The organism is Vibrio kagoshimensis (assembly GCF_050337535.1).
Classification (GTDB): domain Bacteria; phylum Pseudomonadota; class Gammaproteobacteria; order Enterobacterales; family Vibrionaceae; genus Vibrio; species Vibrio gallaecicus.
The window spans coordinates 51,954-72,539 of sequence record NZ_JAKJSZ010000002.1 but is presented as its reverse complement, the minus strand read 5'-3'; the positions used below and the strand labels follow the sequence as shown (position 1 = coordinate 72,539).

Below are 20,586 nucleotides of genomic sequence, written 5' to 3'. Positions count from 1 at the left end.
GACAGTAAGGTAAATTATCGATGCGACTCGTCGCACAAGTATGATGAGGCTTACATGTCATTATGAAAAAACTGCATGATAAAATTGCAATTAGCTCTTTATGACCTAGATCAAATTATGTAGAATGCGTCGCATTGAAACGGTGACGAAAACGTTTGCTTTCGGTCGTTATGTGGTTTTTTTGAAACTTTCAGTACAATCTGAGTCAGGAGATACAGATGCTTAAGCGTGACATGAACATTGCTGATTACGATGCGGATCTATTCGCAGCTATCCAAGAAGAGACTCTTCGTCAGGAAGAGCACATCGAACTTATCGCTTCAGAAAACTACACAAGTCCACGTGTAATGGAAGCTCAAGGTTCTCAGCTTACTAACAAGTACGCTGAAGGTTACCCTGGTAAGCGCTACTACGGTGGTTGTGAGTACGTAGATAAAGTTGAAACTTTAGCAATTGAACGTGCATGTGAACTATTTGGTGCAGAGTACGCGAACGTACAACCTCACTCAGGTTCTCAAGCAAACAATGCGGTATACATGGCGCTTCTAAACGCTGGTGATACTGTTCTTGGTATGAGCCTTGCTCACGGTGGTCACCTGACTCACGGTTCTCCAGTAAACTTCTCTGGCAAGCTTTACAACATCATTCCTTACGGTATCGATGAAGCTGGTCAAATTGATTACGAAGAAATGGAAGCGTTAGCAGTAGAACATAAGCCTAAGATGATCATTGGTGGCTTCTCTGCTTACTCTCAAGTTTGTGATTGGGCGCGCATGCGTGAAATCGCTGATAAAGTAGGTGCTTACTTCTTCGTAGATATGGCGCACGTTGCGGGTCTTATCGCTGCTGGTGTTTACCCTAACCCAGTACCACATGCGCACGTTGTTACTACTACTACGCACAAAACGCTTGCGGGCCCTCGTGGCGGCCTAATTCTTTCTTGCGAAGGCGAAGACCTTTACAAGAAGCTGAACTCAGCGGTATTCCCTGGCGGTCAAGGTGGTCCTCTAATGCACGTTATCGCTGGTAAAGCAGTAGCGTTCAAAGAAGCTCTAGAGCCAGAATTCAAAGAATACCAAGCGCGCGTTGTTGCTAACGCAAAAGCAATGGTTGCTGAATTCCTAGCTCGTGGCTACAACATCGTTTCTGGTTCTACTGAAAACCACTTATTCCTTGTTGACCTAATCGACAAAGACATCACGGGTAAAGAAGCGGATGCTGCACTAGGTTCAGCTAACATTACAGTGAACAAGAACTCAGTACCAAACGATCCACGTAGCCCATTCGTTACTTCTGGTATCCGTGTTGGTTCTCCTTCTATTACTCGTCGTGGTTTCTCTGAAGCTGACGCGAAAGCTCTTGCTGGTTGGATGTGTGACATCCTAGATAACATGGGCGATGAGTCTGTTATCGAAGCAACTAAAGCAAAAGTACTAGAAATCTGTAAGCGTCTACCTGTTTACGCTTAATTTTTCTTCGTAGTGATTTGAAAGGCTCCTTCTGGGGCCTTTTTTGTATCTGGAGTTTAGTAAATGTGGCGAGAATACATGAACCGTAATTTGCTACAGTGAGGGATGATTAAGGAAGTTAAAGCAGCAGAAACAAAAAGACCAACACTAGGTTGGTCTTTTGGAAGAATATCGTTTTCAAATTATTATCTGAATTGTTTTGCTTCTTCTATAAATTCAAAACCCGCAGAGGCAAGTTTTGCAATAAGTGCATCTTTGTCTATTTCGTAGAAATTCACTACGCGGTCTAAATCCCCTGCGAAATCGTCACGTAATTTCATGTTGACGATGCTCATGAGCATGACAGGATCCATCTTTTGATAGTTCGCTAGGTTCATGCTTAGTCCTCGAAATCTGAGATAAGTAGATTTGCTGCAGCAAATGCAGCGCTGTCTCGTGTTTCTTTAGGGAGAGATTCATCTGCAGCAATATCGTTAAGTGTTTTCACTGCACAAGTGATCGCTTTAGGAATATAGCCTTGATCACCACTACCAATCTGAGAATACAGCTCACGAACTAAATCACAACAATCGTATACTTTCATCTTTATACCTAACCAAATGATAACTGCTCTCAATATACACATAGAGAAAAGCAAAAACAAAGCTGTTCTGATTAAGATCAGGATTAGTTTGTTCTTGCTCAATGTCTCATTTTGTATAGCGTTAAATTAACCAGATATCTGCTGTTGAAGTTGTTCTGTGACTTCATTTGAAAGCTGTAATTGTTTAGCCAACTCTTTGAGATAAGCTTTTTCCATAAAGTTTTGCTCATCAGCAACAATTAGTGAGGCTAAGTAAATTTCGCTGGCTTGTTGAGGTGAGGTAGCCAGTTGAGCTATCTCGCTTGGGTCTAGTGGCTTGTGAAGTTCTTCCGAGACTAGGCGAGTCAGTTGGTAATCGGCTCCCATGCTTTCGACAGCTTGTTCTATTTTTGCCATCTCATCTTCATCAACATGACCATCAGCTTTTGAAGCTGCGATCATAGAGCGCAAAATCAACACGCTATGGTTAGCATCGTTTTCATCAAATTGAGCTTGCTGAGGTTCGACAGGTTGACCTTGTTTTGATTGATGGTCGTTATAGACTTTGTACGCCAGTGCGCCTAAAGCCGCAACACTGCCCACACCTATGGCTTTTTTCCCCATCTTCTTAGTTTTCTTAGAGCCCATAAGCATTCCTAAGACACCACCACCTACAGCTCCTGCACCTAATGCGCTTAAGGTACTGGTGTTACTTGATTTACTTGAAAGAGGACTACTATTTGATAGAGAACTATTACTGAGTTTAGAGGAGCCTTGAGATAGCTTCTGTGCTCCCTGTTTAACTAAATCAGATTTAAGAGCTTGATTCAGTAGACTTTTGATATCCATAGATATCCTCCAACGTAATTATCTAAATGAGTGATGCGATCCAAATTAATAAGATCAATATACGGATTTAAAGATGAACAGGGGATTAACTTACGTTGTTTATTTTAGCTTGTGCTTGAGAGATGTAGGATTTGGGAAATAGTCGATATAAAAGGGTGGGGTTAAAAGGAAAGTATAAAAAAGGCCACCAAATGGCAGCCTTTTAAATCAAAAACTCTTTACTTAATGTGTAAGCAAGTACTTAAACTTAAGCAAGTTGAGCTTTAAGGTGTTCGATAACAGTGTCCATTGCGATAGCTTCTTTATCACCTGAACGACGGTTTTTGTATTCGAAGTTACCTTCGTCCATGCTGCGGTCACCGATAACGATAGTGTGAGGAATACCCACTAGCTCGATATCTTTAAACATAACACCTGGGCGCTCTTTACGGTCATCAAATAAAACTTCGATGCCCATAGCCGTTAATTCAGCGTATAGCTTCTCAGCGGCTTCTTTAACGCGTTCAGACTTGTGCATGTTCATTGGAACGATAGCTACTTGGAAAGGAGCTAGCGCTTCTGGCCAAATGATGCCGAATTTATCGTGGTTTTGCTCGATAGCTGATGCAACAACACGTGAAACACCGATACCGTAACAACCCATTTCTAGCGTAGTCGCCTTACCGTCAGGACCAAGAACATTACAGTTCATCGCTTTAGAGTAAGTGTTACCTAGCTGGAAGATGTGACCAACTTCGATACCGCGTTTAAGTTGAATAGTGCCTTGACCACATGGGCTAAGATCGCCTTCAACAACGTTACGTAGGTCTTCAACTTGAGCAAGCTCAACGTCACGACCCCAGTTGATACCGAAGTAGTGCTTACCGTCTACGTTTGCGCCAGCGCCGAAGTCGCTCATTACAGCAACAGAGCGGTCAACGATGAATGGTAGCTCTAGACCAACAGGACCTAGTGAACCAGGACCTGCACCAACAAGAGCACGGATTGCAGCTTCATCAGCCATCTCTAGTGGAGAAGCAACCTGTGGGAGGTTTTCTGCTTTCACTTCGTTAAGTTCGTGATCACCACGGATGATAAGTGCGATGATGTCTGCTTCAACATCGTCAGATGCTTTAACGAATAGAGTCTTAACAGTCTTCTCGATTGCTAGACCGTGCTGCTCTACAAGTTCTGCGATTGTTTTTGCGTTTGGCGTATCAACTAGTTCCATCTCTTGAGTTGGCGCTGCCGCTTCAGTTGTAGGAGCTAGTGCTTCTGCTTTCTCGATGTTCGCTGCGTAATCAGATTCAGAAGAGAATGCGATTAGATCTTCGCCGCTTTCAGCAAGAACGTGGAATTCTTGAGAGCCGCTACCGCCGATTGCACCAGAGTCTGCCAATACTGGACGGTACTCAAGGCCCATGCGGTCGAATGCTTTACAGTAAGCATCGTGCATCGCTTGGTAAGACTTTTCTAAGCCTTCTTTGTCGATATCAAAGCTGTACGCATCCATCATAGAGAATTCACGTGCACGCATTACGCCAAAACGAGGGCGACGCTCATCACGGAATTTAGTTTGAATTTGGTACAGGTTTAGAGGTAGCTGCTTGTAAGAGCTGATCTCGTTACGTACTAGGCTCGTCACAACTTCTTCTGCTGTTGGGCTAAGAACGAATGGACGAGAGTGACGGTCTGTGAAACGAAGTAGCTCAGGACCCATCTTTTCAGAACGACCAGTCTCTTCCCAAAGCTCAAACGGTTGAACAACGGGCATCAAGATTTCAACGGCACCTGCATTATCGATCTCTTGGCGAACGATATTTTCGACTTTACGCAGAACACGTAGACCGGTAGGTAGCCAAGTATATAAACCTGAAGCTAGCTTACGGATCATACCTGCACGTAGCATCAGCTGGTGGCTGATAACTTCTGCGTCGTTTGGAGTCTCTTTCACAGTAGAAAGAAGATAGTTACTGGTACGCATTTTATGGTATCCGTTTCATCATTGATAAAAGAAAACTTACTGTAGCCCTTTGCTACAATAAATCTGATTTAGCCGCATATAATATCAGCCTATTTCGAATCTCAAAAGCGCTCAATGTCAGTAACATTGATGAAAAACGCCTCAACAACGAATTTCACGTTAAGATCGAACAAATTTACTGCATATTCTTTATTGTCGGGCTTTCCCTTCTTATAAGCAGGTCGTGGGTCTTGTGCCAATACCTCTTTGATTACTTGCATAATATGGTGGGCGTTTGGGTGAGATTGCAGCTTATTAAGTGCGCATTCTGAAAAGTTGACATCTAAAGTCACTGGCTCATCAGCAGCAAACCCGCCTTGTGCATTTGGGATAGAGTCCGAGTAGGGGATATAAGGTTTTATATCGATGATCGGAGTCCCATCAACAAGATCGGCGCTACCCAGGTCAAGCCAAGTTTGGTTCCCTTTCTGTGTTATTCCCTTCAACTCCACTGCTGACATACCAATAGCGTTAGGTCGAAAAGTTGCACGAGATGCAAATACACCTATTCGTTCATTTCCTCCTAATCTGGGCGGTCGAACAGTAGGCTTCCAACCCGCTGCAATATTTTTATCAAACAAAAATAGTAACCATAGATGGGTGAACTGTTCTATACCGCGAACGGCTTCTGGTGAATTACTGTCTCCGATTAGCTCGACTCTGGAGTGCGCGCTGGGCGTTAATCTAGGCTGTCTAGGAACTGCAAATTTCTCTTTAAATGGGCTCTGAATATAGCCAATAGGTTCAATTGAATGCATCGGAAAGGCGCTGTTTTACGAGAAAGAATGCAAAGGTAGCACATTTTATCCCTTTACTTTTAATTGATAATGGTTATCATTTGGTATGTTATAACATTTCAAGTTAAGCCTAGAGGAAATTATGAAAGAAGGAATTCACCCAGACTACCGCCCTGTTGTATTTCATGACACGAGTGTAGATGAGTATTTTGTTGTTGGTTCAACTCTTAAAACTGACAGAACCATCGAATGGAAAGATGGGAAAACGTACCCTTATTGCACCTTAGATGTGTCTTCTGAATCTCACCCTTTCTACACTGGTAAGCAACGAGTTGTAAGCCAAGAAGGGCGAATTGCTAACTTTAAACGTAGATTTGGAAAGATCGTTAAATAAGGACATTAAAATGAAGGTATTAAGTTCACTAAAAAGCGCTAAAAATCGACACCCTGATTGCCAAATCGTAAAGAGAAAAGGGCGCCTTTATGTGATTTGCAAAACTAACCCGAGGTTTAAAGCGGTTCAAAAATGACCGTCAATATGATGTGACTCGTGTGTAAAAACGAGGGGAAAGTCAAACTTCATTTATTTGCCTGTTTTTCTTTTCCTTCGAGAGAAGCTTTACCAAATGTAGAGTGTATATTTATCGTACGGTGTGTCTTGTTGTTTAAAGAAATCAAAGAGTTATACTTTTAGTTATACCTCCGGTGAATGGATGGTTGTGAACTATAAATCTTAATTTTGTATTTAATTTAGATTTATTTGCTAATTAATTGTTTAAATTTAGTTAAGAATGCCTGCCTGTTACACATCTTGTAACATTTTGAGTTTCTAATTGATAATATTGTCGCGTACCCTTCGCTGGCAATTTGAACATTTTTGTCACAATTGCACAGGAATCACTACAAGGAGGGAACTGATGAGTTCATCAGCTTCAATAAAAAACAATTCGCCAAAGAAACCTATTTTTACCCGCTTTCTCGATGGCGTTGAATATTTGGGGAACCTTTTACCCCACCCAATCACTCTTTTCGCAATCTTCTGTGTCGCAATCCTAGTCTCTTCAGGAATTGCTGGTTACTTCGAAGTATCTGTAATGGATCCTCGCCCAGAAGGTGCTAGCGGTCGTGCTGCTGACGGCATGATCCACGTTGTAAGCTTACTTAATGCTGAAGGCTTACAACTAATCGTAACTAATCTAGTTAAGAACTTTGTTGGCTTTGCACCACTTGGTACCGTGCTTGTTGCCATGCTAGGTGTTGCGATCGCTGAACACTCAGGTCTATTATCTGCGGCAATGCGCGGCATGGTAATGGGCGCATCTCAGCGCATGGTTACTGTAACCGTGGTATTTGCTGGTATTATCTCTAACACGGCTTCAGAGCTAGGTTACGTAGTACTTATCCCTCTTGCAGCAATGCTTTTCCACTCATTGGGTCGTCACCCATTAGCAGGTCTAGCGGCAGCATTTGCTGGTGTATCTGGTGGTTATTCTGCAAATCTACTTATCGGTACGGTTGATCCACTGCTTTCTGGTATTACAGAAACCGCAGCACAAATGCTTGATCCTTCTTACTCTGTTGGTCCCGAATCAAACTGGTACTTCATGTTTGTTTCAACCTTCTTTATCTCTATTGCTGGTGCATTTGTAACAGAGAAGATTGTTGAACCTAAGCTGGGTAAATACAACGATGAAGACGCGTCTGAAGATCTTTCAAATGACTCAATGGGCAAGCTCACTGCTATTGAGAAGAAAGGTCTTAAATTTGCTGGTGTTGCAGTATTAATCGTTAGTGCGCTTTTAGCTTGGACTGTAGTTCCTGCTGACGGTGTTTTACGTTCAGAGGCGGGTACTATTTCAGGTTCTCCATTCCTGAAGAGTATCGTTGCGTTTATCTTTGTATTCTTTGCAATTCCTGGCTTTGTTTATGGAAAAATCACCGGTTCAATGAAAAATGACCGTGATGTGATTAATGCAATGGCAACGTCTATGTCTTCAATGGGCATGTATATTGTTCTAGTATTCTTTGCTGCGCAGTTTGTCGCTTTCTTTAAGTGGACGAACTTTGGTCAAGTAGTTGCTGTAGGTGGCGCAAGCTTCTTACAAGATATTGGCTTAACGGGTCCAATGTTGTTCTTCGCATTTATTTTAATGTGTGGTTTCATCAACTTGATGATTGGCTCGGCTTCTGCTCAGTGGGCAGTGACGGCTCCTATCTTCGTTCCTATGCTAATGCTAGTAGGCTACGCACCTGAAACGATTCAAGCGGCTTACCGTATCGGCGATTCAACAACCAACATCATTACACCTATGATGAGCTACTTCGGTCTTATCCTTGCGGTAGCAACTCGTTATATGAAGAACTTAGGTATTGGTACTCTAATTGCAACTATGTTGCCTTACTCTATGGTATTCATGTTCGGTTGGAGTATTTTGTTCTACTTATGGGTATTCGTCTTTGGTTTACCTGTTGGTCCGGGCGCCGCAACGTTCTACACGCCTTAATCAATTTTACTAGAGCAACACGCTTACTTTATCTGAGCTTCATGCTTATATAGCTTTATGCCTATATAACTAAGCTCTAAAATTGAGATAATAAAAAACCTGCACTTGATGCAGGTTTTTTGTTTAAACAGCCTGAATGATGAAACCAAAATTTAGCAGCTTTAGATTTCAATCAATTGAGTCTCTCAATAATTATGGATTAACGTTTAGCTAAAATTTTATCTAAATGGTTAGCAAATTCGCGTCGGTCTGTTTGAGATAATGAGCTTGGACCGCCCGTTTGAATTCCGCTTGAACGCATGGTGTCCATAAAATCTCGAATATTGAGGCGTGCTTTGATCGTTTCTTTAGTGTAAAGCTCACCTCGAGAACTCAGAGCTTGCCCTCCCTTAGTGATGACTTCGTCTGCGAGAGGGATGTCTGAAGTAATCACAAGATCACCTGGTTCTGTTCGTTTCACTATTTCATCATCAGCAATGTCAAAACCACTTGGCACTTGGATGGAATGTATATTGTTGCGCTTAGGGACAGGGACTAGATGGTTTGCAACAAAAGTACATTCAACTCCTGTTCTTTCGGCTGCACGAACGATGGTTTCTCTAATTACTTTTGGACAGGCATCGGCATCAACCCATATTTTCATGATTAATTCTCTTTATCTTGGGACATTAATTCAAAGTTCGAGTCTTAATACTTAAAACTAATGACCTTAAAATTGTATTTTATCGCTTATTTATCTGACAACTGAGCTTCTAGAGCTGTAATTCGTGCGGTTAAATCGAGCACCTGTTGCTCAAGTTGAGATACTCTGTTTATCTCGGGTTGCTCAGAAGCTGCCACTTCAATTTTGGGAATTCGGTTCGCACTTTTCCAGCTTTTAATGGTTGTGATAAGTGCAGGCATTGGAACTGAAGTGCTCATTCTCGCTTTAACCAGCGCAACGGTTGGTTCTTTTCCTTGCGCTTGCAGTCCTTCAAGCACGGCTCTTAATTCTTCTGAAACATCTTTAGTCAGCATGATAATGACCTCCATTTTCGTTGATACCGCATAATACTTGTTCTAGTGGTTTTTAGCGAATATCAAAAGCGCCCAAGGCTTGTGCGAGATCTCTTACAAAGGGTGTGAGAGAAAGTAAGTTTAGATATGGTGTAAATATACCGTAAAACACTAAGTTGCTGATTTTTAATTGTAATATATATTTAACAACTATTGCGTGTTCGGAAATGTGACCTGAATCTATTGTTTAAAATAGCCAATCACGTAAATTATATCTTGTCGGAAGGATACTGACACGGAACAGGAAAGCACCACGGATTTGGTCATCTTCAGGATGAAGATTTGGTTACTTAGGATTAGTAATCAAGCATGGAGTAAAGGACATTGTAGGGAAACAACAGTTAATAGGATGTTAGCTGCAACGGAATGACAATGGACACCTTTTGGATGAAGGTTTTGGAACAACATCAGGATGATGTAAAGGACACCGCTCACGGAACAAGTGATGTGCGCTAACTAGGATTGTTAGCTTTCAGGATGATTGGACACCGCTAGGACGGCGAAGTAAAGGAAAGAGCTGAAGGATTACAGCCACTATTATGGATGATGCATGGAGCATTAATAAGTAGCCGGACTGCTGCGAGTAAGACTATAGCCCTGACACTTCGGTGTCGGGGCTTTTCTTTTTCTGCTCCTTTAAAAACAAAGCCACGCTGTTTTATAAAGTTTAACTTGTCACTTTGAATACACGATTTATCACTGAAATAAACAGTCAACACAAGGAATGTGGAAATGACGATTGCAACTTCAAGAGCTTTACTCGTACCGTATACTGAACATTTAGAACACGATTTTATTTTATTAAATTGTTGTCCAATAAATCGATTAGAAATGAATGGTCCCCATACGCTTGCTTCAGCTAAGCGTGTCTTTGAAAACTTAATTACAGATAATCAAAGCTTTACACGAGCGATCATTGATAACAAAACTCGTGAATATATAGGGCACTTATTTGTGACACAAAGTGAAGGCAAGCATGAGCTAGGCTACATCATTAATAAAGAGTACTGGAATGAAGGTTTGGCGACAGAAGTTCTACGACCGTTTTTCACCATGGCTTGTTTTGAATTAGACTTATCCGAGGTTTTTGCGACAGTGAATATCGACCATGTACCATCGATTAAGTTGCTAGAAAAGTTAGGGTTTGTGCAACAAGAAGCCAAACAAGATCAGTTTGGCCCTTATTATTTATATCAATATTCAGCGTATGGAAGTAAAGCGACTACATCTTATGGGGCTGTAGCTCAAAGTGCATAGGTCGAAAGCCGATCATGACTAGTTTACCGTGGTAACAATCATCGCCCAAAGATGAAAACTCAAATTGGTAAACGGTGTGCCAGCGCCATTTTACTTTCATTGCGAGTTCATCTGGCATTTTCAATTTATGACCATTGAAAGCGACACTTAACAGTTGCAAATCCAGTTGCTTACATTTTTTCGCTATGGCTGATTTTGCCAATTCTGACTGCCTACGCTGCTGCCAAAAAAAGAAGCAGAAGAAGCAAAGCAGTAAAATCGCCAGTAGATTATCTATCATTCCTGATGTGTTCCTTTCATATAATCTGAAGCTTTCTCATTCAGCATCTAATACCTAATACCTAGTACCAAATATCAATACTTAAGCTTTTGCTGCTTGTTGAAGTTTGAGCAAAGCATTGGTTAACTCTGGAGATGGGCTTGAATTCAATAGCGGTAAAAAAATCATTCTTAATGCAGGGATCATAACGAGATCGGCAAAAAGTTGGTTAAACAGCGTTTGGTTACCTGTTTGAGCTAAGCGAAGCAGGAATTGCTCGGCAATGATTGGATCTTGCAGAGTTTGCCAACTACGACCCGCTAACCCAATAAGTACCTCTTGGTGGCTCAGTCTAGGGCTTGATAAGATTTGAGATATAACCGCATGGCTTATTGTGTTTTTAGCGCCTGATAGTGCACGAGCAAGGGCTGACAGTAAAAATAGATCTGGGTCTTGGCTGTTGATTTGATTTTCTGCTAAATCTTGGATGCGCCCTGCCAGTTTGTCGGAAATCTTCGTATGCTCTAAAGCACCTAGCGTTGCATATAATGGCTCGTTAGGCAGTTTTATTAATGCTTTACGTACCGCAACACCATTTTGCTGGCTACTTAGTCGAGCGCAGATATCGGTAATACCTTGTAACCCTACGGTTTGCCAGTTTTCCCAACCAAGCTCACCTGTGAAATAATGCTGAGCATGTTCGTAGTATTGGCTTGTCGGTAAATCTAGTTCAGCTCTTACTTGGCTGTGAAAGACTGCCATTTTGTCTTCAGATGGTTTGAACGTGTAGGGATTGTTAGATAATTTTTGTTGCTGATCTTCACTCATTTCACCACTTAGGCGGGTGCCCATAGCTTCAATAACAAACTTTAAAAAATTACCCACATCCCCTTGATTTAACAATCCACGTTCATCAAGTTTGAACTTTAAGAACCAAATCCAAGGTTGTTTTTCTGAATTCCAATAAGCAATTGCAAGATGAGCTTGTTTTTGAAGTGGAAACGGGTAGGGCTGCTTACCCTGTTCAACATCCGAAAATAGGCTGTTATCGACTTTTTGAATACGTCGACCAAGATCGTAAATATTATATTGGCTGCCGCTATTCTTAAGTAACTGGGTAAGAGTATGAATTGTTTCCATGAGTAATAAGGTCCTAACTTTCTTTACTAAATAGATGGTACTCTATGGCCCAATTTCAAGGTCACAAGACAAATTACTTGGTGAAAAATGACAGCTGCCGCAAAGTTATCTTCATTACTTGTTCAACTTAAGCAACAAATGCAAGAAGCGAAGTTATGGGAGACTCTCCCACCATCAGATCAAGCTTTAGCGAGTGTTGAACCATTTGCAATAGATACCTTACAGCCAGAGCAGTGGCTACAGTGGGTGTTTATTCAAAAGTTAAGTGAGATGCTCAAAGCTAATCAACCATTGCCTAAAGGTTTCTCAATATCGCCCTATTTTGATGAAGTGTGGAGATTAGAGCCGGCTCTGAGTGACATTCTGAAGACTTTAAATTTAATTGATGAGGTATGCGCGTAGTGTTAGAAATCATTTATCAAGATGAATACTTTGTTGCGGTCAACAAGCCCGCAGGGATGCTCGTTCACCGCTCTTGGTTAGATAAGCATGAAACTCAGTTTGTGATGCAAACACTGCGAGATCAAATAGGTCAGCATGTATTTCCACTTCATCGCCTAGATAGACCGACATCTGGAGTGCTTGTTTTTGCTCTTTCGAGTGAGGTGGCCTCTGAAGTAATGCCAATGTTTGCTAACCATGAGATGCAAAAGACCTATCATGCCATCGTACGAGGTTGGATAGAGGAAGGGGATACGCTCGATTACGCTTTAAAAGTTGAACTGGATAAAATTGCAGATAAGTTTGCTAAAGAGGATAAAGAGCCTCAAGAAGCGGTTACGGTTTACGAGCCTTTAGCTAAAGTTGAAGTGCCTTATTCTACTGGTCGTTTTCCTACCAGCCGTTATTGCTTAGTAGAGATGCTACCTAAAACGGGTCGAAAGCATCAATTAAGAAGGCATATGGCTCACCTAAGACACCCAATTGTAGGTGATACATCCCATGGTGACGGCAAGCATAACCGGTTATTTAGAGATGATTTAGATTCGCACCGTTTATTATTACATGCATCGGAATTACGTTTTATCCACCCTTTTACAGAAAAAGAGGTGATCATGACGGCTGGGCTAGACGAGACTTGGTTACGTTTATTTGAGACGTTTGGCTGGGAAGTGTCGATGGTGGATTTGAAAAACGGTCAGCGATAATGGCAATGATTTTCTACGCAAAACTATCAAATGCGACCTATAAAAAACAAGCAACACGGTAATTAAAACAGTCTAGAACTTAAAGCTACCTAAACATAAACGTTCATATCAACTAAACAGACGCTTAAAATAAAGGGTTAATGCTCAGTATTAACCCTTTATATATTTGGAATTCAAAAGCTTAAGTGGGTAAAGCCTACTTTAGTTTTTCTAAATCTGCTTCAATTTCGGCAATTTTACTCGAGACGACTTTTTCAAGATGTCTTAAATCAGTAAGAATCTTTTCTTTCACATCGACTTCAGCTTTAGGTGCTGGTTTTGTGATCTTATTTAATTCATCGATAACCAGCGTTAAATTACGGTTTATTTCAGTCACTTCTTTGTACTGATGGCTACCGCTATCAACCAGCACATTCTTGACTTGTCGTGGGTATTTGAATTTCACGCTTTTAGCGAAGAGTTCGCCTTTTTGCTTACGGAAATAAATTTTAAGGATGTCTTTGTGAGCTTCTTGACGAAGAGAGTAGCGTTCAATCTGTTTAGGTTCATGAATACCTAATCCAGTGAGGTTTGGAAACATAAGCGACCTCTAAATTTTTAGTGAAATACATCAATGTTATAAGTTGTGACAGAAATAATGTAGCAGCCAAATGGCGAGCTAGATAGCGCTTATCAGTATTATCGTTTAAGTTGTGGGCAAGATCGCTCTATACCTTACCCACTGTTTCAATTACTGATGTTTATATTTCCATACTCGTTAGATCATTATTTCGTATGCTCTTATCGATAAATAAACGGCTTAGTTATAATCATCAGTAACCAGTAACCAGTAACCAGTAACCAGCTAAGGTGCAAGCTCAGAAACGTTCTCGGTAAGCTTTTCTCTCAGAGCTTGCTCTTGCTCTTCAGATAATCGACCACCGGTATCACTGGTAAGAATAAATAAATCTTCAGCTCTTTCACCAATAGTGGTGATTTTCGCGCCGTGTAGATTGATATTAAGCTTGGAGAAAGTTGCACCGACATGAGCTAATAATCCTGGGGTGTCTAATGCTCTGAACTCCATGAGCGTACGCTTTTTATTCTTACTTGGTAGAAACTCAACCACCGTTTTTACGGTGAAATGCTGTAAATTCCTAGGTGTTTTTCTGGCCTTAATTTTTGTTGGGCGACCGTCTTCTAACACATGAGTTAGATGTTTAATGACCGCTTTATGGCGGCTTTCGTCAATGGCTTCACCATGTTGATCCAGCACCATGAAAGTATCAAGAACATGGCCATCTTTACTGATCATGACTTGAGCATCATGCACGTTAAAATTGCGTCTATCCAACTCAGCTACGACTGAAGCAAAAAGGGCGGGTTGATCTTTGCTGTAGACGAAGACTTCCGTACCACCACGAGTTGATTTCTTACTAATAAGAACAACTGGTTGATTTGGGTTTTTCTGACGAAGCAAGTGCTCACAATGCCAAGCAATCTGTTTGTGCGTATGTCTCAGGAAGTAGTCAGCTTTAAAGCGTTGCCAAAGCACTTCAATTTCACGAGCGGTGAACCCTTCTTTTCTTAATAGCGCCGACGCCATTTGCTGATTGTGGCGAATGCGATCTCGGACATCGACTGGGTTTTCTAGTCCTCGGCGTAGTGCTCGTTGAGTAGAATGGAAAAGCTCAGCAAGTAAGGTGCGTTTCCAGCTATTCCAAAGCTCTGGATTGGTTGCGCAGATATCTGCGACAGTTAAACAAACTAAGAACTCTAAACGCTCTTCATCTCTTACTTGTTTGGCAAATTCGGTAATGACTTCAGGGTCGTAAATATCTCGACGTTGAGCAGTCACAGACATTAACAAGTGATTTTGAACTAACCATGAAACGAGCTTAGCCTCTGGCTTAGAAAGCCCGTGTTCCATACAGAAATCATAGGCTTCAACCGCTCCAATTTCTGAGTGGTCACCTCCTCGACCTTTACCAATGTCGTGGAAAATTGCCGCAAGAATTAACAATTCTTTTTTATAGATGCGAGGATAGACTTCACAGCAAATCGGGTGACGATCTCGATTAGAAGCGTAGCTGAAACTATTGATGTGTTTTAGTAAGCGAATACTGTGCTCATCTACCGTATAAACGTGGAATAAATCAAATTGCATCTGACCTACAATTTGGCTCCACTGAGGCAGGTAGGCAGAAAGTACACCAAGCTTATGCATTAAACTGAACGCTTTATGTAAAGCATTAGGGTGGCGGACTAAATCCATGAATTTTTCACGAGCAGCGGGAATAGAATGTAGGAATTTATTTAGTCTACGTCTTGCGGTTCTCAGCTGACGAAGTGTCGGAGGGCTAACACCTTCGATCGAAGAGTCATTGGCAATGTGGATAAACATATCGAGGATGGTTTCAGGTCTTGCTTGGAATAGCGCAGGCTTACGAGCCTCGATAAGTGCCCCTCTACGTTGAAAATCTCCATCAATGATTTCAGCCTCTAGCGTAGCTCCACCATTGATAATCGCTTGATCAAATAATTTAAGTAGCATTTTGTTGAGTTCAGCTACGCGACGTAAGGTGCGGTAGAACTCTTTCATCATCATTTCGATGCCGCGGTTTCCTTCGCCTATGTAGCCTAAATGCTCGGCAACTTGGACTTGATGTGCGAAGGTTAGCCTGTTGTCGTAGCGGCGTAACTCAACGTGTAAAGCAAAGCGAACGCGCCATAAGAAATCCTGACACTCTACCAGTTCACGGTATTCGGCATCCGTTAGAAAGCCATATTTACTCATTTCTAGAAGTGAAGTTGCACCGAAGTGCCTGCGAGCAACCCAGCTCAACGTATGTATATCTCTTAACCCGCCAGGCGTTGATTTAATATCAGGCTCAAGATTGTACGTTGTATCATGGTAACGAGCATGTCGGCTTTTTTGCTCTTGAATCTTTGCGCGATAAAAAGTTTCGCTAGGCCAGAATGAGTCCGAATCTATTTTACGTTTGAGGATTTTAAAGGTGTCCTCACTTCCACAAAGTAAGCGAGATTCTTGAAGGTTGGTGGCAACGGTTAAATCTTCGCCTCCAATTTCAATGCACTCCTCAATCGTTCGAACTGCGTGACCCACTTCTAATCTTAAATCCCATAGCATGGTAATAAATTGGCTGACTTTCTCGCCTAATGCTGCTGGTAGCGTTTTCTTTGAAACAACGAGGATGTCGATGTCAGACAGTGGGTGAAGCTCTCCTCTTCCATAGCCCCCAACCGCAACCAAACTTATATGGGGTAAATCGCTGAAGCCAAAATGCCGCCACAAACGGTTGAGCAGCAAATCCATATACTCAGAACGACCAAGTACAAGATCAGTAACCGGGTGGTGGTTAAGAAATTCGTTTTTTTGATAGAGCGTAAAACCTTCTAACTGGCTTTTTAACACTGAAATATCAATTTGTTCATCAGTGAACGTGAGAGGAGATTGGTACGGCATTGTTTGCTATCCATGCAGGTCGAGATAAATTCAATTTAACAGATGTTGAACATGGAACAGAAGAGATTAGATAAAAAATATCCCCGCATGAGCGAGGATAGGGGAGTTACTATTCTAATAATGACCATCATGTGAGTTCTGATGGCTTATTAGTTTGTGATTTATACGTTTTTCATGATGCGTGGAATCGCGTCATCACTGCGTAAAGTCAGCACTTCACAGCCAGTTTCAGTGACAACTAAAGTGTGTTCCCATTGCGCCGAGTTCTTGCTGTCGCCAGTGTAGACTGTCCAGTTATCTTCATCGTCTAGGCTGCAACCGAATTTACCTGCATTAATCATTGGCTCAATGGTGAAACACATGCCTGCTTTTAACACAGTGCGGTCATTGTTTTTGTAGTGAACAACCTGAGGATCCTCATGAAATTCAGAACCAATACCATGACCACAGTAATCTTTAACAATTGAGAACTTCGCTCTTGGGTTGTTCTTGTTATTTGTTTTTATGTATTTCTCAATTGCTGTACCAACTTTACCCAGTTGTACTCCTGGTTTTACTTGGCGCATGCCTTCATAAAGCGCTTCTTGTGCCACCATGCATAGACGTTTGTTTGCAGGAGAGACTTCACCAACTAGGAACATTTTTGACGTGTCACCGTGGAAGCCTTGTGGACGAACACTAAGATCTGCATTCTCGTCATCAGGAACAATCACAGTGATGTCGACGTTAAGAATATCGCCGTCTTTTAAAACCGCTGGTTTCAACTGACCATTGCTGCCCATTTCATCTTGTGATGCTGGAATGCCATGGCAAACAACGTGGTTGATAGATGTGCAGATTGATTTAGGGAAACCATGATAGTCAAGTGGTGCTGAATATGCGCCTTTTGCTAGTGCGTACTCGTGACAGATCGTGTTCAGTTCCTCTGTTGTTGTACCCACTTGGATGTGAGGTTCAATCATTTCTAGGATTTCAGCGGCAAGCTTGCCAGCAACGCGCATCTTTGCTATTTCATCAGCAGTTTTAATTTTTACAGCCATTGTATGTCTCTTAAATTCTGTAGCACCTGAGTGTGCATATGGCGCTATTCTAGCAGTGCAGCATATAAGCGCAACAATCCGATAACCCGAGAAGGAAAGTGGTTTTAGATAATTGGCGTTTTATAGCAAATTTTAGGGACCGTCTAAGCGATCTATTTTGGGCTAAAGATTCGGTGTGATCTCATCGAGATTCTTATTTTTTTCTAGCCAAAGATAGACGAAATATGGTATAAAGCGCGCCGGACACAAGGACTGATTTCTCCACATTGGCGAATTAGGCTTTCTGTCTATACTAATTATCTTTAAATCACACACATTTCGACACATGCTCCGGGGTGCCTCAACAATAAAACTGCTTGTGCTTAAACAAGTAGATGTTAGGGGTCGGATTTATGGGAAATGTGGAGGCCTAACCCCATAGAGGATTTTAAAATGGCAACTGTATCAATGCGCGATATGCTTAAAGCTGGTGTTCACTTCGGTCACCAAACTCGTTACTGGAACCCAAAAATGAAGCCATTCATCTTTGGTGCTCGTAACAAAGTACATATCATCAACCTAGAAAAAACTGTACCAATGTTCAACGACGCTCTAGCTGAAATTGCTAAAGTTGGCGAGAAGAAAGGTAAAGTTCTATTTGTTGGTACTAAGCGTGCTGCATCTGAAGCTGTTAAAGAAGCTGCTATCAACAGCAACCAATTCTACGTTAACAACCGCTGGTTAGGCGGTATGCTAACGAACTACAAAACTGTTCGTCAGTCTATCAAGCGTCTGAAAGAACTTGAAGCGCAAGCTCAAGACGGTACTTTCGACAAGCTTACTAAGAAAGAAGCTCTAATGCGCACTCGTGAAATGGAGAAGCTAGAGAAGTCTCTTGGTGGTATTAAGAACATGGGCGGCCTACCTGACGCTCTATTCGTAATCGATGCTGACCACGAACACATCGCAGTTAAAGAAGCTAACAACCTAGGTATCCCAGTTTACGCTGTAGTTGATACTAACTCTAACCCAGACGGCATTGACTTCATCATTCCTGGTAATGACGATGCAATCCGTGCAGTACAGCTTTACCTAAACGCTGCTGCTGATGCGGTTAAAGAAGGCCGTAACAAAGATGTTGTTATCGCTGCTGCTGCTGAAAAAGACGGTTTCGTAGAAGCTGAATAATAGCGGCTCTGAGCCATATTTAGTTCATATTCGGCTGTCATTATAGATAGCTGAAACAAACTAAATACAGTCAATATCAGGGGCCATTTAATGAGGCCCCTGTTTTTTATCTTTTTTAGAATTAACTGAGGAATAGAGAATGGCAACTGTAACTGCAGCTCTAGTTAAAGAACTTCGTGAACGCACAGCTGCGGGCATGATGGAATGTAAAAAAGCGCTTGTTGCTGCTGAAGGCGACATCGAGCTAGCAATTGAAAACATGCGTAAATCTGGCGCAGCGAAAGCAGCTAAAAAAGCTGGTAACGTTGCTGCAGAAGGCACAATCATCATTAAAGAAGAAGCCGGCGTTGCTGCTCTTCTTGAAGTGAACTGCCAAACTGATTTCGTAGCTAAAGATGCAGGTTTCCTTGCATTCGCTAACGAAGTTGCTGAAGCTGCTCTAGCAGAGCGTTTAGATATCGTTGCACTTCAAGCTAAATTTGAAGACGCACGTATTGCGCTAGTAACTAAAATCGGTGAAAACATCAGCATCCGTCGCGTTGAGCTTGTTGAAGGTGTAGCACTAGCTTCTTACCGTCACGGCGAAAAAATCGGTGTTGTTGTTGCTGGTGAAGGCGAAGCTGAAACGCTTAAGCACATCGCTATGCACGTTGCTGCTTCTAAGCCTGAGTACGTTAACCCATCTGACGTACCTGCTGACGTAGTAGAAAAAGAGAAAGCTGTTCAAGTAGAAATCGCTATGAACGAAGGCAAGCCTCAAGAGATCGCTGAGAAAATGGTTATCGGCCGTATGAAGAAATTCACGGGCGAAGTATCTCTTACTGGTCAAGCATTCATCATGGAACCTAAGAAAACTGTTGCTGACATTCTTAAAGAGAAAGGCGCATCAGTATCTACCTTCGTTCGTTTAGAAGTTGGTGAAGGTATCGAGAAAGCTGCTGAAATGAGCTTCGCAGACGAAGTTGCAGCGGTACAACAAGGTTAATCCTTAGTGTATTGATTGAATAAAGACCGTGGCCATTGCTACGGTCTTTTTATGACTAGTACTTTTTCAACGAATATTAGGTCATATTTTAGAATTTAGCCGTTATGAATGAAAATTGCTTTGAGCATTTAGTTTTCATCCATGACTGTTAATCATCAACTTTTTGAAAGGTAAACTCCATGACTACGAACCCTAAACCAGCGTATCAACGTATCCTGTTAAAACTTAGCGGTGAAGCCCTACAAGGCGAAGAAGGTTTTGGTATTGATCCAACGATCCTTGATCGTATGGCTCAAGAAGTGAAAGAATTGGTAGAACTTGGTGTTCAAGTTGGTGTGGTTATCGGCGGTGGTAACCTTTTCCGTGGTGCAGGCCTTGCTGAAGCTGGCATGAACCGCGTAGTAGGCGACCATATGGGTATGCTTGCAACGGTAATGAACGGTCTTGCAATGCGTGATGCTTTGCACCGTGCCTACGTAAACGCACGTGTAATGTCTGCTATTCCGCTTAAAGGTGTGTGTGACGATTACAACTGGGCAGATGCAATCAGCCAACTGCGCCAAGGTCGCGTTGTGATCTTCTCTGCTGGTACAGGTAACCCATTCTTCACTACAGATTCTGCTGCGTGTCTACGTGGTATCGAAATTGAAGCTGACGTAGTTCTAAAAGCGACGAAAGTAGATGGTGTATTTACAGCTGACCCAGTAGCAAACCCAGACGCAGAGCTGTATGATACTTTGTCTTACAACACTATTCTTGAGAAAGAATTGAAAGTAATGGATTTGGCTGCATTTACACTAGCTCGTGATCATAAAATGCCAATCCGTGTATTTAACATGAATAAACCAGGCGCACTACGTCGCGTGGTTATGGGTGAAACTGAAGGTACATTAATCAGCGATGCTGACTAATTTTTCGGGCCTACTGAGGTTTACACTTTGGTAG

General features: G+C 42.0%; 22 protein-coding genes. 10 read left to right on the top strand and 12 right to left on the bottom strand.

Annotation, left to right across the window (positions count from 1 at the left end; all coding sequences use genetic code 11):
- Nucleotides 1-218: 218 nt before the first annotated feature.
- Nucleotides 219-1,469: a serine hydroxymethyltransferase gene (gene glyA, locus L4C37_RS00490; RefSeq protein ID WP_273293733.1), complete on the top strand. Its 1,251-nt coding sequence runs from the start codon at nt 219-221 to the stop codon at nt 1,467-1,469.
- A 185-nt stretch (nt 1,470-1,654) separates the two neighbouring features.
- Here the strand turns inward: glyA and L4C37_RS00485 are convergent, their stop codons facing one another.
- The 5 genes from L4C37_RS00485 to tsaA all read right to left on the bottom strand — a co-directional run bounded on the left by L4C37_RS00485 (nt 1,655) and on the right by tsaA (nt 5,640).
- Nucleotides 1,655-1,846 (bottom strand): DUF4250 domain-containing protein, encoded by a 192-nt coding sequence (locus L4C37_RS00485; RefSeq protein ID WP_137373539.1) that lies wholly within the window; start codon nt 1,844-1,846, stop codon nt 1,655-1,657.
- 2 nt (nt 1,847-1,848) lie between these two features.
- On the bottom strand, nt 1,849-2,052 hold the full coding sequence (locus tag L4C37_RS00480) for a YaeP family protein (protein ID WP_137373540.1): 204 nt from the start codon (nt 2,050-2,052) through the stop codon (nt 1,849-1,851).
- 126 nt (nt 2,053-2,178) lie between these two features.
- Nucleotides 2,179-2,880: a tellurite resistance TerB family protein gene (locus L4C37_RS00475; protein WP_429767609.1), complete on the bottom strand. Its 702-nt coding sequence runs from the start codon at nt 2,878-2,880 to the stop codon at nt 2,179-2,181.
- A gap of 247 nt (nt 2,881-3,127) precedes the next feature.
- Entirely contained in the window at nt 3,128-4,843 is a 1,716-nt protein-coding gene (locus L4C37_RS00470) for a proline--tRNA ligase (RefSeq protein ID WP_273296697.1), read from the bottom strand.
- Nucleotides 4,844-4,944: 101 nt separating this feature from the next.
- Nucleotides 4,945-5,640 carry a tRNA (N6-threonylcarbamoyladenosine(37)-N6)-methyltransferase TrmO gene (gene tsaA / locus L4C37_RS00465; protein WP_429767608.1) on the bottom strand — a complete coding sequence of 232 codons (696 nt, stop codon included), beginning with the start codon at nt 5,638-5,640 and terminating at the stop codon, nt 4,945-4,947.
- Nucleotides 5,641-5,761: 121 nt separating this feature from the next.
- On the opposite strand from tsaA, the gene L4C37_RS00460 reads away from it, so the two are divergent.
- The 3 genes from L4C37_RS00460 to L4C37_RS00450 all read left to right on the top strand — a co-directional run bounded on the left by L4C37_RS00460 (nt 5,762) and on the right by L4C37_RS00450 (nt 8,123).
- Nucleotides 5,762-6,013 (top strand): type B 50S ribosomal protein L31, encoded by a 252-nt coding sequence (locus tag L4C37_RS00460; RefSeq protein WP_137373544.1) that lies wholly within the window; start codon nt 5,762-5,764, stop codon nt 6,011-6,013.
- A 10-nt stretch (nt 6,014-6,023) separates the two neighbouring features.
- Complete coding sequence (gene ykgO, locus L4C37_RS00455; protein WP_137373545.1) at nt 6,024-6,149, top strand: type B 50S ribosomal protein L36; 126 nt, start codon at nt 6,024-6,026, stop codon at nt 6,147-6,149.
- Between the two features lie 387 nt (nt 6,150-6,536).
- A complete protein-coding gene (locus L4C37_RS00450) occupies nt 6,537-8,123 on the top strand; it encodes an AbgT family transporter (RefSeq protein ID WP_137373546.1) in 1,587 nt (528 codons plus the stop codon).
- A gap of 199 nt (nt 8,124-8,322) precedes the next feature.
- Here L4C37_RS00450 and L4C37_RS00445 read toward each other — a convergent pair whose 3' ends face one another.
- Nucleotides 8,323-8,766, bottom strand: coding sequence for a YaiI/YqxD family protein (locus L4C37_RS00445; RefSeq protein ID WP_137373547.1), 444 nt, complete (start codon nt 8,764-8,766; stop codon nt 8,323-8,325).
- 86 nt (nt 8,767-8,852) lie between these two features.
- Nucleotides 8,853-9,140: a hypothetical protein gene (locus L4C37_RS00440; RefSeq protein WP_137373548.1), complete on the bottom strand. Its 288-nt coding sequence runs from the start codon at nt 9,138-9,140 to the stop codon at nt 8,853-8,855.
- 771 nt (nt 9,141-9,911) lie between these two features.
- Here L4C37_RS00440 and L4C37_RS00435 point away from each other — a divergent pair.
- Nucleotides 9,912-10,436, top strand: coding sequence for a GNAT family N-acetyltransferase (locus L4C37_RS00435; RefSeq protein ID WP_137373549.1), 525 nt, complete (start codon nt 9,912-9,914; stop codon nt 10,434-10,436).
- Here the strand turns inward: L4C37_RS00435 and L4C37_RS00430 are convergent.
- Together L4C37_RS00430 and L4C37_RS00425 are read right to left on the bottom strand one after the other, a co-directional pair.
- On the bottom strand, nt 10,402-10,716 hold the full coding sequence (locus L4C37_RS00430; protein WP_137373550.1) for a DUF3301 domain-containing protein: 315 nt from the start codon (nt 10,714-10,716) through the stop codon (nt 10,402-10,404). The two genes, L4C37_RS00435 and L4C37_RS00430, sit on opposite strands and share 35 nt — an antisense overlap.
- Nucleotides 10,717-10,797: 81 nt before the next feature.
- Nucleotides 10,798-11,835, bottom strand: coding sequence for a DUF3549 family protein (locus tag L4C37_RS00425; protein WP_429767607.1), 1,038 nt, complete (start codon nt 11,833-11,835; stop codon nt 10,798-10,800).
- Nucleotides 11,836-11,922: 87 nt separating this feature from the next.
- Between L4C37_RS00425 and L4C37_RS00420 the strand changes: the two genes are divergently transcribed.
- Together L4C37_RS00420 and truC are read left to right on the top strand one after the other, a co-directional pair.
- Entirely contained in the window at nt 11,923-12,237 is a 315-nt protein-coding gene (locus L4C37_RS00420; protein ID WP_429767606.1) for a YqcC family protein, read from the top strand.
- A complete protein-coding gene (truC, locus tag L4C37_RS00415) occupies nt 12,228-12,983 on the top strand; it encodes a tRNA pseudouridine(65) synthase TruC (protein ID WP_273295637.1) in 756 nt (251 codons plus the stop codon). The genes L4C37_RS00420 and truC overlap by 10 nt, the downstream gene beginning before the upstream one ends.
- A 196-nt stretch (nt 12,984-13,179) precedes the next feature.
- Here the strand turns inward: truC and L4C37_RS00410 are convergent, their stop codons facing one another.
- From L4C37_RS00410 to map, 3 genes are all read right to left on the bottom strand, one after another.
- Nucleotides 13,180-13,563 carry a DUF3461 family protein gene (locus L4C37_RS00410; RefSeq protein ID WP_137373554.1) on the bottom strand — a complete coding sequence of 128 codons (384 nt, stop codon included), beginning with the start codon at nt 13,561-13,563 and terminating at the stop codon, nt 13,180-13,182.
- A gap of 264 nt (nt 13,564-13,827) precedes the next feature.
- Nucleotides 13,828-16,449: a bifunctional uridylyltransferase/uridylyl-removing protein GlnD gene (gene glnD, locus L4C37_RS00405; RefSeq protein ID WP_429767605.1), complete on the bottom strand. Its 2,622-nt coding sequence runs from the start codon at nt 16,447-16,449 to the stop codon at nt 13,828-13,830.
- Nucleotides 16,450-16,610: 161 nt separating this feature from the next.
- Nucleotides 16,611-17,489, bottom strand: coding sequence for a type I methionyl aminopeptidase (gene map, locus L4C37_RS00400; protein ID WP_137373556.1), 879 nt, complete (start codon nt 17,487-17,489; stop codon nt 16,611-16,613).
- A 432-nt stretch (nt 17,490-17,921) separates the two neighbouring features.
- Between map and rpsB the strand changes: the two genes are divergently transcribed.
- The 3 genes from rpsB to pyrH all read left to right on the top strand — a co-directional run bounded on the left by rpsB (nt 17,922) and on the right by pyrH (nt 20,552).
- The gene (gene rpsB / locus L4C37_RS00395) at nt 17,922-18,656 is read left to right on the top strand and encodes a 30S ribosomal protein S2 (protein ID WP_137373557.1); all 735 of its coding nucleotides are present in this window, start codon (nt 17,922-17,924) and stop codon (nt 18,654-18,656) included.
- A 139-nt stretch (nt 18,657-18,795) separates the two neighbouring features.
- Nucleotides 18,796-19,641, top strand: a complete 846-nt coding sequence (gene tsf / locus L4C37_RS00390; protein ID WP_137373558.1) for a translation elongation factor Ts — start codon at nt 18,796-18,798, stop codon at nt 19,639-19,641.
- Nucleotides 19,642-19,820: 179 nt separating this feature from the next.
- Nucleotides 19,821-20,552 (top strand): UMP kinase, encoded by a 732-nt coding sequence (pyrH, locus tag L4C37_RS00385; protein WP_009847418.1) that lies wholly within the window; start codon nt 19,821-19,823, stop codon nt 20,550-20,552.
- Nucleotides 20,553-20,586 lie beyond the last annotated feature (34 nt).